The organism is Chitinophagales bacterium, from assembly GCA_016787225.1.
Lineage (GTDB): Bacteria > Bacteroidota > Bacteroidia > Chitinophagales > JADJOU01 > CHPMRC01.
In genome coordinates this window covers 156,648-173,154 of the sequence record JAEUUY010000011.1, presented here as the reverse complement: position 1 = coordinate 173,154, position 16,507 = coordinate 156,648, and the positions used below count along the sequence as shown (strand labels likewise).

Genomic DNA, 16,507 nt, shown 5'->3' with positions numbered 1-16,507 from the left:
GTGGTAAATGCCTTTGTCAAAAATGTTTAGTAGAATTGAGAGTATCGACCTGATAGTTATCGGGTGGGCTATTATAGGATTCCAAAAGATATTACTTCCCTTGTACTTTCGCCCAATTGTCTTTAAGCGTTACAGTGCGATTAAAGATGAGTTTATCTGCATTGGAGTTTTTATCTACTACAAAATATCCTTTGCGTATAAATTGAAAATTCTGCTTTAAGTGCGCATTTGCGAGCGATGGCTCTATATATGCTTTCGAAATAATTTGTAAAGAATCAGGATTCAAATAATCGAGAAAATCGCCTTCTTCGGCTGCAGGATTTTCTACTTTAAACAATCTGTCATAGAGTCGAACTTCGGCTGTGGCGGCATGTGCTTTGGATACCCAATGAATAGTCCCCTTCACATTGATACCACTTGTATCATTGCCTGATTTCGATTCTGGGATATACTCGCAGATAATTTCTGTGATATTACCTTGTTCATTTTTTTTATAATCTATGCACTTAACGATATAAGCACCTTTGAGTCTCACCATAGCGCCGGGAGCTAGGCGAAACCATTTCTTTTCCATGACTTCTTTAAAATCTTCTCGCTCTATCCATAATTTATTGGAAAAGGGCACTTCCCGCATCCCTGCATGTTCATCTTCTGGATTATTTTCTATAGAAACCATTTCTATTTGATCGCCAGAATAATTTAAAATCGTCAACTGAATAGGATCTAAAACCGCCATGACACGCTGTGCTGATTTATTCAACTCTTCTCGTACAAAAAATTCCAGCAAACCGATATCAACTAAATTCTCTCGTTTACCTATACCAATACGTTCACAAAAATTGCGAATAGCTACTGGCGGATAACCTCGACGGCGCATACCACTGATGGTAGGCATTCGAGGATCATCCCAACTCTCTACATGCTTGTCGGTGACTAGTTGAAGAAGTTTTCTTTTGGAGGTTATAGTGTAGTTTACATTTCTGCGAGCAAACTCATACTGATGGCTCGGATAGATTTCCAATTTTTCTATCAACCAATCATACAATTCCCTATGAGGAATAAATTCCATAGTACAAATACTATGCGTAATTTTTTCTATACTATCACTCTGTCCGTGAGCGAAGTCGTACATAGGATATATACACCACTTGTCTCCTGTTCTATGATGATGCGCTTTTTTTATTCTGTATAAGATTGGGTCTCGCATGAGCATATTGGAGTGCTTCATATCTATCTTGGCGCGAAGTGTACGACTACCATCAGCAAATTCTCCCGACTTCATTCTTTGAAACAAGTCCAGATTTTCTTCTACCGTTCTATTTCTATAAGGACTGTCATTTCCTACCTGAGTAGGAGTGCCTTTCATAGCGGCTATTTCCTCGCTAGTACTATCATCTACATAGGCCAAATTGTTTCTAATAAGCTTGACTGCATACTCATAAAGTGTATCAAAATAATCTGAAGCATACAGCTCGTGTTTCCATTCAAAACCTAGCCACTTTATATCCTCTTTTATACTATCTACATATTCCGTTTCTTCGGTACTCGGGTTCGTGTCATCGAATCGAAGATTGGTATATCCTGGAAATGTTTTGGTCAAACCGAAATTTAAACATATACTGCTTGCATGACCTAAGTGAAGATAACCATTGGGTTCAGGTGGAAAACGAGTTATAATTTGTGAGTACTTGCCAGCTTTTAAATCTGCTGCGATGATCTCTTCAATAAAATTTAAACTCTCGGTAGTAGACTCACTCATAATTTATTTTCTTCGTTTCTTTTTAGAAGCTTTTGCTTTAGTCTTCTTACTTCCTTTTTTTGATTTACGTGCTTCGCCTCGACCTTTTCTGCCTTTTTTGCCCTTTATAGATTTGCCCTTTCGTCCTTTTACTTTTCCTAGTTTTGCTTTTGATTGTAGCTTTATCAATTCTCGACGCTCCGCTTTGGTGAGCTTGCCTCTTTTTTGTTTTTTCTCAAGGTCGGCTTTTCTTCTCGTCTGCTTTTTATTTAATGCCGGTCTATCGTCATCGTCATAGTGAACTACTCTTTCTCGACGAGCTGATGGTGGCGGGGTATAGCTGCTTGGATTTCGTTCAAACTGAGAGTAAAATATAAGCATATCATTGCTTGTATTGATAAGTCGAAATTCGCTAGAGCCTTCTTCATATTCAAGTGTGTGAGACTGTGCCATAGCATTGAAATATTCAGACTCATCTAGTTCTAATGAGTTACATGCCATTCTAGTAGACATGATTTTATCGATTTGTAATGAATTACCATTGATAGTAAACTTAGTATGATAGGCATTACAACCTCCATTTCCTCGAATACTTCCACCACTAAATTGGAGGGTAGGTGCATTTGAATTTCCAGCTAAGGGATATTCTCTACCATTAATAACGGCATGTTTTAGTCTCCAGAATTTATTAGACAAATAGTATGAAATCTGAGACTGTGCTCCTAAATGAAATAAACAAATAGCAAGAAATACAAAAATCTTTTTCATAAAATCGAATTTAAATTTTATCAATGGCTGCGGCTAATTTTCTATCTTTTTCTGTAATAGTATTTCCCGCATCGTGGGTGGTTAATTCTATCATTACTTTATTGTAAACATTAGACCAATTGGGGTGGTGATTCATCTCCTCAGCTAAAAAAGCCACACGCGTCATAAAACCAAATGCTTGTTTGAAATCAGCAAACTCAAAGGTCCGTTTTAAAAAATTATTTTCTTCTACCCACATATTGTATAAAATTGAAAGTTAGCAAATTTATAAAAAAAGCTTGCCTTTGATTGGTTATAAAACTAAAAAAATCTGCAAATACCTAAGCCGGATTCTGTAATCTACCTAAAAGGCAGACGACTATCATTTATCTAGTCCCGATGTCACCATCGAGATCTAACGACCTACCCTTCTTGATTTCCAATAGATTTGCATCTAAAGGAGTGAGGCGAGCTACCTCGTACAAGATATATTTGGTCTTTCAGCGTCTAGGGTTTATCCGATTCATCGGTCACCCGATAAACCTGTGAGCTCTTACCTCACATTTTCACCCTTATCCCGACGATAAATGTCAGGACGGTTATTTTCTGTGACACTATCCGTTGCATTGAACTTGACTTCAACACACCTACCCGTTAGGTAGTAGACTGCTCTATGCTGTCCGGACTTTCCTCTTAATATGTTTCAATCAAGCGATAGTCGTATTTGCAGACGTTTTTTTTATTCTTCTATACTGACATCAAATTGTGACAGACTCACAAACTCTTCAACTCTATCATGAATCTCATCGATATCCAGCTCTTTGAGTCGTTCTGTTCCGAATTTCTCTACACAAAAACTCGCCATTGCAGAACCATAAATGATAGCTCGCTTCATATTATCAAAAGAGATATCTCCTGTCTTAGCTATATAGCCGATAAACCCACCTGCGAAGGTGTCTCCAGCACCTGTGGGGTCAAAGACTTCCTCTAATGGCAAAGCAGGAGCAAAGAAAATATTGTTGTCATGAAACAACAAGGCTCCATTTTCACCTTTCTTTATGATTAAATATTTAGGACCAAAGGTAAGGATTTTCTTAGCTGCTTTGACCAAAGAATATTCTCCTGAAAGTTGTCTAGCTTCACTATCATTGATAGTCAACACATCTACTTTAGCTATGACTTTCATTAAGTTTTCCAGAGCTACATCCATCCAAAAATTCATAGTGTCTAATACAACCAGTTTAGGTTTGCTAGGCATTTGATCAATTACTTTCATTTGTAACACAGGGTCAATATTTCCCAACAAAACATACTCACTACTCTTATAGCTTTCTGGCAAAATAGGATTGAATTCTAACAAGACATTCAAATCGGTAACCAAGGTGTCTCGGCTATTCATATCCATATGATATACGCCACTCCAAAAGAATGATTTGCCCTCCTTCTTGACCTCAACGCCACTCACATCGGCTCCTCGAGATTTCAAATTTTCCATTTCTTGAAAATCAAAATCTCCGCCAACAATAGACACCAGATTAATAGGCTGGTGAAAATAAGAAGCAGAATAAGCAATATAAGTCGCTGCCCCACCAATGATTTTATCCGTTTGTCCGAAAGGTGTCTTGATAGCATCATATGCCATCGTTCCTACTACTAGTATGCTCATTTTTAAGTGATTATTTGATTTTAAAAAAAATGTTTGCAAATATACGAATTCTCCTATATTTGCACTCGCTTTTGAAAAAATGCATTTTCTCGCTTAGCTCAATCGTTTGAGTCCCGCACATGTGGGATTAATCAGAGGGAAAAAGAGAAAAAAAAAGAGATAAAAAATCTCGCTTAGCTCAGTCGGTTAGAGCATCTGACTGTTAATCAGAGGGTCGCTGGTTCAAGTCCAGCAGCGAGAGCAAAGGAGTCCAGATTGGACTCCTTTTTTATTTAAAGCAATCCACGCTTATGTTTTACATATATATTATTCATTCAAAGACTGCTAATAAATATTACACGGGGTATTCAGAGAACCCATGGGAACGAATACAGCAGCACAATGAAAATGATTTGGATAAATTTACTGGAAAGTATGATAACTGGGAGTTAGCAGCTGTATTTAAAGTTTCGGATAATAGAGGTGAAGCTGTATTGATAGAAAAATTTATAAAAAAGCAGAAGTCAAGAAAATTGATTGAGAAGTTAGTCAATCCAAATTATGTTCCAACTGATAGCTTAGCTCAGCTGGTTAGAGTCCCGCACGTGCGGGATTAATCAGAGGGTCGCTGGTTCAAGTCCAGCAGCGAGAGCAAAGCCACCTCACAATGAGGTGGCTTTTTATTTAATATTATGTTTTTATCAATCATTTAAAGACAGCAGCAAGAGTATAACCCAATATAAAATTAATTGTCAGTTTAAATATTAAGGCTAATTTTGACTCTCAATTCAATAAACTTATAAGAACATGAATGCAATTCTAACACTTTTTTTAATAACAGTTTCATTACAAGTTACTAGTCAAAAGCTATATCAAATTAATACTCCCGTTGGCTATACTCTCCGAGCCACTTCAATAATGGACATGGAAATGAGCATGGATGAGAAGTCAAAACCTACGGTTTCTAAAACCAAAAGTTATTTTAGATTGATAGCTATAAAAGTCAATGAAAAAGATATAGATTTTAATATGATTATTGACTCTATTACCTTAACTGTAACTGACAAAGGAAAAACCAAAACAGCAAATAGCAACAAGCCAGAGACATTTAAAGATGATGAAAAATTATCTCGTACCTTTGAAGTTGTAGGACAAGAATTGAAAGTTAAAATAGGTAAGAATGGGAAGTTGATTAAAGATGAAATGACCCCGCAGATGGCAGAATATTGCGTGCTGGAATTTGGTGATAAACCAATATCTGTAGGAGATGAGTGGCAAACTAGTCAGGAGCTAAACAACTACGGTTTAAAAACAACTACAAACACAAAAAATAAATTAGAAAGTATCGACAATGGTATATTAAAAATATGGAGTGTTAGTCAGAATGATTTTCTCGGTCCAGAACCTGTATCAGCTTATATGTTAGCTTTTGAAAATTCGGGGTTACTCAAAAATTATGAATGTAGTGTCACTATGAAAATGTTTGGCACTATGGTAATGAAAATTCATTATAGTGCCGAAGAGGTGAAATAAAATTTATTAAGCTTTACATCTTAACCACTTTCCCTTCTCTAAACTCATAGATATCTCCACTTGGGCAATGGGCCTGACCTTTGTCGTCAAATTTTAATCTATGGCCTTTTTCGCTATACCAGCCTTTCTGCACAGCAGGATTACCTACGACCAGGGCATAGGGATCCACGTCTTTGGTCACTACACTTCCAGCTCCTATGAAGCAAAATTCGCCGAGTGTCACTCCACAAACTATGGTCGCATTAGCTCCTATTGAGGCACCTTTTTTTACCAGAGTTCTAGCATATTCCTCTTTGCGATTCACTGCGCTACGAGGGTTGATGACATTGGTGAATACGCATGATGGACCGAGAAATACATCGTCTTCGCATACGACACCTGTATAAACCGAGACATTGTTTTGTATTTTCACTCGCTGACCCAGCTTCACCCCTGGGCTAATAACTACATTTTGACCAATATTGCAGTTTTCACCTATTTCGCAGTCCTTCATAATATGGCTAAAATGCCAAATCTTAGTGCCGCTACCTATTTTACATGGTTGATCGATATAGGAGGATTCGTGACAAAAAACACCTTCTTGGGTCATAGAAAAAATGATTTTACGGTTTCAGTAATATAATTCAATTGTTCCTTATCCATTTCAGTATGAATAGGAAGAGAAATGACAGATTTAGCTAATGATTCAGAAATTTCAAAACTATCTCCCGGTTGCAGATTCTCTTTATATGCCAATTGATGATGCAATGGCACCGGATAATAAATCATAGAAGGAATATCTTTTGATGCTAAAAATTCTTTCAAAGCATCTCTGTCCACACCGTTTAACTTTAAGGTATATTGATGAAAGACATGGGTAGAATTAGAGGCCCTATATGGAGTCGTTATATTCGAGTGATTGGCAAATGCCTTATCGTAAAAGTCTGCGACTTGGTTTCTATTTTTCTCGTAGTCTCTGAGGTGCTTGAGTTTGATTTTTAGTATCGCCGCTTGAATGGTATCCAATCTAGAATTACAGCCTATAACATCGTGATAATATTTAATACGCTCACCATGATGCGCTATCATTTTCATTTTTTTAGCTAGATCCTCATCTTGAGTATAGATCGCACCTCCATCGCCGTAGCAACCGAGATTTTTTGAAGGAAAAAATGATGTAGTACCTACGTGTCCTATAGTGCCAGCTTGTTTTTTTGTGCCATCAGAAAACGTATAAACTGCTCCTATAGCTTGAGCTGTATCCTCGATGACAAATAAACTATGTTTCGCTGCTAGTTTCATAATTGGTTCCATATCTGCACACTGACCATAGAGATGAACGGGAACAATCGCTTTGGTTCTCGGAGAAATTTTACTTTCCAACTGGTTTACATCTAAACAGAAGGAATGAGGATCCACTTCAGCAAAAACGGGCTTTAATTTCAATAGCGCGATAACTTCTGCTGTCGCTACATAGGTCCATACGGGCACTATGACTTCATCGCCTGGCTGCAAGTCCATAGCCATCATAGCTACTTGGATAGCATCTGTGCCATTGGCGCATGGTATGACATATTTCGAGCCAGAAAAGCTAGCAAGGTCATCGCAAAATTCTTTAACAGCTGGTCCATTGATAAAGGTAGCCGCTTCCATAACTCCTATTACTGCTTGATCTACTTCTGATTTAATTTTTTGGTATTGACTTTTTAGGTCCACCATTTCTATTTTTCTCACGGAATATTACTTGAAATTCGAAGGCAAACTTATAAAAAAAAATATAGATGATATGTATCTCGAAGAAACGATTAATAGGTAGCTATCCTAAAATTTCCTAAATTAAAAATACGCAGCTGTTTATTTGTCTAACTTCGCCAAGTTAAAGTAATCATGCGGATAACCAAAATATTTACAAACTTTTTTGAAAGTGAGAAATCAGCTGGTCTCATACTCATCGCATGTACGGCAATTTCGCTCGTGTTGTCCAATTCCACTTCAGGTCATGAATATATTGATGTTTGGCACATCAAGTTCGCAGGAATGAGTTTAGAGCATTGGATCAATGATGGTTTGATGGCTATATTCTTCCTTATGGTAGGCTTAGAGCTAGAGCGTGAGATTTATAACGGAGAGTTGTCCAATTTTAAAGAAGCCTTGTTGCCATTTGGCGCTGCCTTGGGAGGTATGATCTTGCCAGCACTTATTTTTTATTTGTTGAATCGAGGAGAAACTACTCAGGCTGGAATTGGAATTCCGATGGCTACCGATATTGCTTTTGCATTAGGAATACTTTCGCTCTTAGGTTCTAGAGTACCTCTTGCTCTTAAAGTTTTTTTGACAGCCTTGGCGGTTATTGACGATCTAGGCGCCATTATTATTATAGCCCTGTTTTATACCAAGACCTTGGTTTGGCAATACCTACTTGGCTCGGCGATTATCATGTTAATTCTATTTATTCTGAATAGAAAAAAAATATATGTTCTATGGCCTTACCTTATAGGAGGGTTGATTCTATGGTACTGTATGCTAAAATCGGGAGTTCATGCTTCGATTAGTGGTGTACTTTTAGCATTTGTGATTCCATTTGGCAGTGGAAGTGAAAATTCTATTTCTAATAAACTCGAGAAATCGCTGCACACTCCAGTCGCTTTATTTATTATACCCATTTTCGCTTTAGCGAATACGGCTTTTGTTATCGAAGGCTTTTCTTTTATGACCTTGATGAGTTCCTTAGATGTAGGGATTATTCTCGGTTTGGTTTTAGGAAAACCTTTAGGTATTTTTTTATTCTCATATATTGTAGTATTATTGGGTTGGTCCAAGCTATCCACAACAATGAGCTGGAAGCATATACTAGGTGTAGGTTGTCTAGGTGGCATCGGTTTTACCATGTCTATCTTTGTTTCATTTCTTGCTTTTGACAATGTTCAATTCGTCAATCAAGCCAAGCTTGCCATACTCATAGCATCTACTATTTCTGCACTAATAGGATACTTGGTTTTATCCAAAGTATGTAAATAAAGGCAATATTAGTTTTAAGTTTTCTATCTTTGAATACCAAATTTTAAAAAAATGAAACAACTCATCCTTACTATTATTATGACATGGGTCATGTTTGATGCCTCCTCCCAAATTTGGATGGCAAAGAATGCTAAAATTCGATTTTTTTCTACGACTCCTATTGAGGATATAGAAGCTATCACACAAACTGCAGCGGGAGCTTTAAATTTGAAAACTGGAAGAATTTTCTTTAAAGCAACCATGAAGTCGTTTAAGTTTGAAAAGCCTCTGATGCAGGAGCATTTTAATGAAAACTATGTGGAGTCTGATAAATTTCCCTATGCGGAATACGATGGTGTTATACAAAACATACCTGAGCTTAAAGTAGATGGCACTTATGAAATATTAATAAAAGGATATCTAACTTTACATGGAGTTAAAGCACCGAGGGATGTAAAGGCTACTTTAAAGTTGAAGTATGGCAAGCTGGAAAGCAAAGCCGTATTCTTAGTTCCTTGTCACGAACATAGTATTAAGATTCCCAATGTCACGAGAAAGAATATTTCTGATAACATAGAAGTAACTGTTGACGCCAATTTTATTCTTAAAGGCTAAAAGTATTTTCTAGTGAAATATCATTTAGCTTATATTAGAGAGAACTACTCCAGTTGTAGAGGGCAAATTTGAAGTTGCTTTAGTCAGTTTGTTTTGAATTATAATAATAAATTCCTTATGAATTAATAGTTTAGTTAAAATACTTTATCATGGCTATTAAAACAAGTTTTAAAAAACTTTATGTTATCTTTGGTTGAAATAAAATTAAATTGACTACTTTTCGAGAATAATTCCTTAAATGAAAAAAATTATTATACTAACCTTGAATATTTTGGCTGTTCAAATTTTGTTAGCTCAAGTTTGGACATCTGCAAATTCAAGCGTACGTTTATTTTCAGAAAATGTAATTGAAGATATTGAAGCCAAAAGTGACAAGGCCAGTATCGCTTTTAATTCAGGATCAGGAAAAATTTTTGTTCGAATACCTATCAAAAGTTTTAAATTTGACAAGAAACTGATGCAGGAACATTTTAACGAGAATTATATGGAATCCGATAAATTTCCTTTCGCTGAGTTCACAGGGCAGATTGCAAATAAACCCGATCTTAGCATGGAAGGGACCTACCAAGTAGTTCTGAAAGGCACAATGACTATACATGGTGTCAAGAAAGAAGTTGAGCTTCCTGTAAATTTAACGGTATCTCAGGATAAAATTATTGGGAAATCTAACTTCAAGGTAAAATGCGTAGATTATAATATAGAAATACCCAAAATTGTTGTAAAGAATATCGCAGAGGAGATAGAATTAAATGTAAATGCAGAGTTAAAACCATATACCAAATAAATTATGAATAGGATAAAATTTAGTTCCACACTACTATTATGTTCATTATTTCTCAGCTTGAGCGCACAAGATGATGAATTGTCCAAATTAGTGGAAAGTCAAACAGACTCTAGCCTAGACAATCAAGTGACGGCTAGCTTTAAAACCACTCGCCTTATCAATTTGACCACGATAGAACAGGTGAAAAAAGGAGAATTGGATTTTCGTATAGCGCATAGATTCGGAAATCTGGCGGGACCCGGTGGGGGTAGTACGAATTTTTTCGGACTCGAAAATGTATCGGATATTCGTTTTTCTTTCGATTATGGATTGACGGATAGATTGGCTATTGGTATAGGAAGAAGTAAAGGCGCTTATGACCTCAATCAACTTTGGGACGCCAATTCCAAATATAAAATATTGATTCAAAATAAGAAAACCATTCCTATTTCACTCTCTGTCAATGCAGGATTGACATATACCACCATGCCTTCAGCGTCAGCTTCTAGTTCTGTAACACATTTTGACAGAAGTGCAGCCCATAGATTTAACTATTTTGGACAAGTATTAATAGCGAGAAAAATGAGCAATGCTATCTCTTTCATCCTAGCCCCTACCATAGTGCACCGCAATCTGGTAACTTTGGGTGATAACAATACGCATTATGCTATAGGTATAGGTGCTCGTGCTAAAATAAGCAATCGTGCAGCTATCATAGCCGATTACTATCAGCTAATAAACAAAAGTGGCTTTCAATCCCAAAATAAACACATACCACCTATTGGTTTAGGATTTGAGCTCGAGACCGGAGGCCACGTATTTCATATCATACTTAGCAATACGGGAGGGCTTATGGAAAATCAATTTATACCACTAGGCAATGAAGATCCAACCAAAGGCAATTTCCGTCTCGGCTTCAACATTTCCAGAGTATTTACCATTTTAAAAGATAAATAATAAACCTTTAAATTTTTAAATATGAAAAAAATTGTATTTGCTGTTTCCATTGTTTCATTAGTTACGATTTTAAGTTGTACAAAAGATACAACCTCGAATTGCGGTACCACTACATTTAAATATTCTTCAGATATTAGTGTTGTCCTCAATAATAAGTGTAATACTAGTGGTTGTCACAATGCAAGTGCCGCAGGCGGAATTAATCTAACAACTTATACCACCGTAAAAGATAAAAGCTCTAACATTAGAACTAGAGTAAATAATAATACCATGCCACCGGCTGGTTCTCCTGCATTAACAGCTGATGAAAAAAGTAAATTGTTTTCTTGGATAGATGCCTGTTCTCCTAATAATTAATATTTAGTATCTTTGTGTTACTTATGTGTTTATTCATTAAAACTTAATATCTATGACCAAATCTATTTATTTCATAACGACAATTTTTATACTAACTGTGTTAGGTTGCTCCAAAGACAACCATAGCCATGATTCTTGTACCACCTCAAATACTACGACAGTATCCTATAAGAGTTTCATAGCTCCTTTGATGACAGCTTCGTGCAATAGTGCCGGATGTCACAGTGTAGCTAGCAATGCAGGTGGCCATCAGTTTACTACGCATGCAGGGGTAAAAGAAGCTGTTGATCACGGACATTTTTACTCCGTAATGGCTAATGGTTCTATGCCCAAAGGTGCAGCCAAACTTCCCGACAGTATATTGACCAAAGTGAAGTCTTGGACGGATGCCTGCGGTCCTGATAATTAATTGACTTTTTTTTTGAAACCAATTTGCCCTAGTCTCTGTTATTAGGGAAAATAAATATTTACAAGATATGCAAATTTTAATTCTACTAGCCATGGGCGCTGGGTTTTTAGTGCAAATGATGCTTAAAAGCCGAATGAATAAGTATTCTCATGTAGTCAATCCACTCAATTTGACCGGTAAGGAAATCGCAGAAAAAATGCTCAAAGACAATGGAATCTTTGACGTACAAGTTATCTCTACGCCAGGTCAATTGACAGACCATTACAATCCTACTGATAAAACAGTCAACTTATCAGAAATAGTATATGGTTCGAATACTATCACTGCTGCTGCCGTATCCGCTCACGAAGTAGGACATGCGGTTCAACATGCTACAGCCTATGGAATGCTCGGATTTAGGAGTAATATGGTACCCTTACTTAATATTACGAATAAAGTAATGCCTTTTTTACTTCTAATAGGCTTTGCCTTGTTTCAAATGAGTCCTCTACCATTAATTATTGGAATCACATTCTATGGTCTAACCACCATATTTGCCTTAGTAACCCTTCCAGTAGAATTTGATGCATCGAATAGAGCCTTAGCTTGGTTAGATACCAAAGGACTTCAAGGTGAATCGTATGATATGGCAAAAGACGGCTTGAAATGGGCAGCTATGACCTATGTGGTTAACGCTATAGCTTCTGTTTTACAGCTATTATATTATATTTCCCTAGTTATGGGTAGAAGAAGAGATTAATTATAATAAAAATGAATATGCTGAAAGAAATAGCAACGGAAGAAGAATATCAACAACTATTAGCACAAGGAGTCATACCCATCGATGTCAGAAGCCATGCTGAAATAGAAGAGGGTAAAATACCACAGGCAGCAGTTGGCTATGACTGGAATAGTGGCGAGTTTCATGATAATTTCGACCAGTTAGACCCAGAAAAAGCCTATCTATTTATTTGTAGAAGTGGAAATCGAAGTATGCAGGCTTGTTTATTTCTCCAATCACAAGGCTTTGACAAAGTGTATAACCTCAAGGGGGGTATGATGAATTGGCAAGGAGCTGTGGAATAATCCTTATTTTTGTTTATCCTTTAAAAATAGATTAAGAGTCTAATTGACTCTTGACTTTTGTAATGCAAGACATCATACAACTTCTTCCTGATCACATATCTAACCAGATAGCAGCTGGTGAGGTTATACAGCGACCGGCTAGTGCAGTCAAGGAATTGATGGAAAATGCAATCGATGCGCAAGCCACAAAAATCTCTCTTATAGTCAAAGATGCAGGTAAAACCTTGATTCAGGTTATAGATAATGGTATAGGCATGAGCGTTACAGATGCTCGACTTTGTTTTGAAAAGCATGCTACCTCTAAGATTCGCTCTATCGACGATTTGTTTCGTATCCATTCCAATGGGTTTAGAGGAGAGGCTTTGGCCTCCATAGCGGCAGTAGCTCAGGTCGAGATGAAAACCAAGCGTGCTATCGATGAATTCGGAACAAGAATAGTCATCGAAAATAGTGAAGTGAAGGCACAGGAGCCCGCTAGTTTGCCACAAGGTACGCAGTTCGCAATGAAAAATTTGTTTTACAATGTGCCAGCGAGACGAAATTTTCTAAAATCAGATGCGCAAGAAATGTCCCAGATTATAGCAGAATTTAGTCGATTGGCTATCGCCTATCCTCAAGTTGAATTTTCGCTGCATCACAATGACCATGAAATGTATCGATTGCTCCCAGCGAGTTCTCTTCGCCGTATTACAGACATATTTGGCAAAAGCTACAATGAAAAATTTGTTCCGATAGAAGAAGAAGCTGATATTCTCAAAATATCAGGATTTGTATGCAAGCCTACTGCTGCCAATTCAAAATCTAAGGGCAAACAATACCTCTACGTCAATAAGCGGTTTATAAAAAGCAATTATATCCAGCATGCTATTTTCTCAGCGTACAAAGACCTCATAAGTCAAGGCGATTATCCCTTTTATGTCATATTTATTGACATCGATCCGAAGTTGATTGACATTAATGTACATCCTACCAAGCAGGAAATTAAATTTGAAGATGAGCAACTCATTTATGGATTTATCAATGCGAGTATTCGTCGATCCCTGATGCAATTCAATATAGCTCCCTCTATAGATTTTAACATCGACAGTGTTTTTCACAATATGGATGCCGTAGCCAATCCGAATGCTATGAAGAATCAAGTAGAAGTATTGAATAAATCTAACACTGGAAATGGTAGAGCAGGTTTTTCATTTGTCAAACAAAACGAAAAAAATTGGGAAGCTATTTTTTCTCAATCACTTAACAATGAGTATTACTCAGGAGAAATAGCTGGTCTGGAGCAAAAAGAACAAGCCAATGTAGAATTGCCATTTGAAAAACAGAATATAGAAATCATAGGTCGTGCTACCCAGATATTAAATAAATTTATCGTATTGCCTACCAATCAGGGACTGCTTTTGCTTGATCAAAGACGTGCACACGAGCGAATTTTGTTTGATGAAATGCTTCGACTATCCCTTAAAGAAAAAATTGCTAGTCAGCGGTTATTGTTTCCGATTTGTGTAGATTTTTCTATTCAAGATAGCTTCGTACTCGAAGAAATAATGGTTGACCTCCATCACTTAGGCTTTGATATCAGTCCTATGGGCAATCAGGTCTTTGCTATACAGGGCATACCTGCAGATTTGCCGAGTGGAAATGAGAAGGAGTTGCTGATAGAATTGGTAGAAAACTTTAAACACAATTTCAAAGCCAAAAATTCAAAAAAAGAAACGTTGCTCATCTCTATATGTAAAATTTCTAGTATCAAACGCAGTCAATCCTTGACTAATGAAGAAGTGGATTATCTGTCCGAACAAATATTTCGAGTCGAAAATTATTATGTAACACCGAGCGGCAAACCGATATTCTACAACATTCCTTACCACGATATTGAAAAACACTTTTATGAATAGACTCACTCCTGCTGTAAAAAATTTAATCATTTTGAATGTAGTCATGTTTCTTCTGCGATATGTAGTGATGTATGCATTTCCAGAATTGGGTTGGGAACTTAATTCTAAGCTGGGGCTATACTACCCAGCTCATCCAGACTTTCGACCTTATCAGATTTTTACCCATTTCTTTATGCATGCCAATGAAATGCATATTGCATTCAATATGATATCGCTTTTTTCTGTTGGTTCGCTGCTGGAAAGCTATTGGGGAGCTAAAAGAGTGCTCAATTTTTATCTTATTTGTGGCATTGGGGCAGGGATCTTCTACCTCCTCGTGCAGGGAATTACACTCTATATTGAGGTTGGTACATTTTTCCCCTCAGAAGAGCAACTGTTGAACGTTTTACATATAGTAGGGTCGCCAGCAGTTGGAGCATCGGGCGCGGTATTTGGGATTTTCGCCGCAGTAGCGTTATTGTTCCCCAATTCAGAATTCTATGTTTTTTTTATTCCTTTTCCCATCAAGGCAAAATATTTATTGTATGCCGCAGTTATTATAAGTGTGCTGTTAGGATTAGCAAATTTAAAAGGTGACCATATTGCTCATTTTGCTCATCTCGGCGGCATATTGACAGGTTATATTCTTACGAAATTTATAAACAAAGATAAACGGAGATTCTATTAAAAATTATGTGGGGGGCTATCTATCAGTTTTTTAAACGCATCAAGAATTTACTTATTCTCGGTATCTACTTGTGCTTTGTTTTGAGCATGTTAGCACAGATTGTTTCGCCAAGTCTAAGTGTTTTTTTTGCACCTTTTGGCTTGCTCTTTCTCCCATTATTCCTCTTAACTCTGACCATTGGAGTTATTTACTTTAGACGAAATAAGTGGATAGCTATTAGCGCCATCATTTTGGTAGCTTTTTCATTTAAATTTCTAGGTAACTCTATAGCTCTAAATTTTAATCAAGAAAAAAAAGGCTTGAAAGTAATGAGTTGGAATGTCAAAAATTTTGATTTGTATAATTGGACAAAAAATCAAGAAACTCGTCAAAAAATGCTGACACTTATTGATTCCCAAGACGCAGATGTGTTATGTTTTCAAGAGTTCTATAACAACCCTAATAGCTATAATAATATTGATGCTCTGAAAAAGCTAGGCTATCAGTATATTAGTTTTTTTCCTACATTCTCCCAAAAAGATGGCGATCAATGGGGTCTGGCTATTCTATCCAAATATCAATTATCCAATTCAAAGGCTATAACGCTTAGTAAAAAATCATCATCCCTCAACCATTGTGTTCGTGCAGATTTGACGTTTGAGAACAAAAAGTATACCATATTCAATGCCCATATGCAGTCTATTCATTTAGATTATACAGATTTAAACTATATTGAAGATGTAAAGAAGGAAATTTCACTAATTGATAAGATAAAATCCTGGCATATTTTGCGTAAAATTTTAGGCGCCTATACCCACAGACAAGAACAAGTAGGTATTCTAGCAGAAGAACTAAAGGCGAGCGAGAATGTTATTCTTTGCTGCGATCTCAATGATATACCTGCTTCCTACGCCTATCAACAATTATCAAAGGAATGCAATGATGCTTTTAAGGAAAAGGGATTCGGACTGTCCCATACAATATCTATAGGGCTTCCTTTATACCGAATTGATTATATTTTTATATCGCCATCTATTATTACAAACTCCTATCAAAGAATCGAAACGGAGCTATCTGACCATCACATGGTGATAAGTTATCTCCAATAAAATTTAAATACTAGCTAAACTTATTTCTATTAAATTTGTCTATTAGAAAAAA

At 36.6% G+C, this 16,507-nt stretch carries 19 protein-coding genes, 1 tRNA gene and 1 other RNA gene; 14 read left to right on the top strand and 7 right to left on the bottom strand.

Going from position 1 to position 16,507, the window contains the following annotated elements; translation table 11 throughout:
- Positions 1-91: 91 nt before the first annotated feature.
- The 5 genes from JNL75_03945 to JNL75_03925 form a co-directional block, all read right to left on the bottom strand.
- Complete coding sequence (locus JNL75_03945; GenBank protein ID MBL7788967.1) at positions 92-1,759, bottom strand: glutamine--tRNA ligase/YqeY domain fusion protein; 1,668 nt, start codon at positions 1,757-1,759, stop codon at positions 92-94.
- Positions 1,760-1,762: 3 nt separating this feature from the next.
- On the bottom strand, positions 1,763-2,506 hold the full coding sequence (locus JNL75_03940; protein ID MBL7788966.1) for an META domain-containing protein: 744 nt from the start codon (positions 2,504-2,506) through the stop codon (positions 1,763-1,765).
- A gap of 10 nt (positions 2,507-2,516) precedes the next feature.
- Positions 2,517-2,744: a 4a-hydroxytetrahydrobiopterin dehydratase gene (locus JNL75_03935; protein ID MBL7788965.1), complete on the bottom strand. Its 228-nt coding sequence runs from the start codon at positions 2,742-2,744 to the stop codon at positions 2,517-2,519.
- A 67-nt stretch (positions 2,745-2,811) separates the two neighbouring features.
- Positions 2,812-3,216: RNase P RNA component class A (rnpB, locus tag JNL75_03930), an RNA gene on the bottom strand.
- 8 nt (positions 3,217-3,224) lie between these two features.
- Positions 3,225-4,151: a sugar kinase gene (locus tag JNL75_03925; protein ID MBL7788964.1), complete on the bottom strand. Its 927-nt coding sequence runs from the start codon at positions 4,149-4,151 to the stop codon at positions 3,225-3,227.
- A gap of 167 nt (positions 4,152-4,318) precedes the next feature.
- Between JNL75_03925 and JNL75_03920 the strand changes: the two genes are divergently transcribed.
- From JNL75_03920 to JNL75_03910, 3 genes are all read left to right on the top strand, one after another.
- A tRNA-Asn gene (locus JNL75_03920) sits at positions 4,319-4,392 on the top strand.
- A gap of 49 nt (positions 4,393-4,441) precedes the next feature.
- Complete coding sequence (locus JNL75_03915; GenBank protein ID MBL7788963.1) at positions 4,442-4,747, top strand: GIY-YIG nuclease family protein; 306 nt, start codon at positions 4,442-4,444, stop codon at positions 4,745-4,747.
- Between the two features lie 190 nt (positions 4,748-4,937).
- Positions 4,938-5,663: a hypothetical protein gene (locus JNL75_03910; protein ID MBL7788962.1), complete on the top strand. Its 726-nt coding sequence runs from the start codon at positions 4,938-4,940 to the stop codon at positions 5,661-5,663.
- 13 nt (positions 5,664-5,676) lie between these two features.
- On the opposite strand, the gene JNL75_03905 is transcribed toward JNL75_03910, so the two are convergent.
- Entirely contained in the window at positions 5,677-6,252 is a 576-nt protein-coding gene (locus tag JNL75_03905) for an N-acetyltransferase (GenBank protein ID MBL7788961.1), read from the bottom strand.
- On the bottom strand, positions 6,249-7,376 hold the full coding sequence (locus JNL75_03900) for a DegT/DnrJ/EryC1/StrS family aminotransferase (protein ID MBL7788960.1): 1,128 nt from the start codon (positions 7,374-7,376) through the stop codon (positions 6,249-6,251). The genes JNL75_03905 and JNL75_03900 overlap by 4 nt, the downstream gene beginning before the upstream one ends.
- 153 nt (positions 7,377-7,529) lie before the next feature.
- On the opposite strand from JNL75_03900, the gene nhaA reads away from it, so the two are divergent.
- The 11 genes from nhaA to JNL75_03845 all read left to right on the top strand — a co-directional run bounded on the left by nhaA (position 7,530) and on the right by JNL75_03845 (position 16,455).
- Complete coding sequence (nhaA, locus tag JNL75_03895; protein ID MBL7788959.1) at positions 7,530-8,660, top strand: Na+/H+ antiporter NhaA; 1,131 nt, start codon at positions 7,530-7,532, stop codon at positions 8,658-8,660.
- A 51-nt stretch (positions 8,661-8,711) separates the two neighbouring features.
- Positions 8,712-9,254 carry a YceI family protein gene (locus tag JNL75_03890; GenBank protein ID MBL7788958.1) on the top strand — a complete coding sequence of 181 codons (543 nt, stop codon included), beginning with the start codon at positions 8,712-8,714 and terminating at the stop codon, positions 9,252-9,254.
- A 271-nt stretch (positions 9,255-9,525) separates the two neighbouring features.
- Entirely contained in the window at positions 9,526-10,038 is a 513-nt protein-coding gene (locus JNL75_03885) for a YceI family protein (GenBank protein MBL7788957.1), read from the top strand.
- Between the two features lie 3 nt (positions 10,039-10,041).
- On the top strand, positions 10,042-10,974 hold the full coding sequence (locus JNL75_03880) for a hypothetical protein (protein MBL7788956.1): 933 nt from the start codon (positions 10,042-10,044) through the stop codon (positions 10,972-10,974).
- Between the two features lie 21 nt (positions 10,975-10,995).
- On the top strand, positions 10,996-11,331 hold the full coding sequence (locus JNL75_03875) for a hypothetical protein (GenBank protein MBL7788955.1): 336 nt from the start codon (positions 10,996-10,998) through the stop codon (positions 11,329-11,331).
- Positions 11,332-11,383: 52 nt separating this feature from the next.
- The gene (locus JNL75_03870) at positions 11,384-11,740 is read left to right on the top strand and encodes a hypothetical protein (protein MBL7788954.1); all 357 of its coding nucleotides are present in this window, start codon (positions 11,384-11,386) and stop codon (positions 11,738-11,740) included.
- 67 nt (positions 11,741-11,807) lie between these two features.
- Positions 11,808-12,479 carry a zinc metallopeptidase gene (locus tag JNL75_03865; protein MBL7788953.1) on the top strand — a complete coding sequence of 224 codons (672 nt, stop codon included), beginning with the start codon at positions 11,808-11,810 and terminating at the stop codon, positions 12,477-12,479.
- A gap of 17 nt (positions 12,480-12,496) precedes the next feature.
- Complete coding sequence (locus tag JNL75_03860) at positions 12,497-12,805, top strand: rhodanese-like domain-containing protein (protein ID MBL7788952.1); 309 nt, start codon at positions 12,497-12,499, stop codon at positions 12,803-12,805.
- 62 nt (positions 12,806-12,867) lie between these two features.
- Positions 12,868-14,700, top strand: coding sequence for a DNA mismatch repair endonuclease MutL (mutL, locus tag JNL75_03855; GenBank protein ID MBL7788951.1), 1,833 nt, complete (start codon positions 12,868-12,870; stop codon positions 14,698-14,700).
- On the top strand, positions 14,693-15,367 hold the full coding sequence (locus tag JNL75_03850; protein ID MBL7788950.1) for a rhomboid family intramembrane serine protease: 675 nt from the start codon (positions 14,693-14,695) through the stop codon (positions 15,365-15,367). The genes mutL and JNL75_03850 overlap by 8 nt, the downstream gene beginning before the upstream one ends.
- A 5-nt stretch (positions 15,368-15,372) precedes the next feature.
- Entirely contained in the window at positions 15,373-16,455 is a 1,083-nt protein-coding gene (locus tag JNL75_03845; protein ID MBL7788949.1) for an endonuclease/exonuclease/phosphatase family protein, read from the top strand.
- The last annotated feature ends 52 nt before the right edge of the window (positions 16,456-16,507 follow it).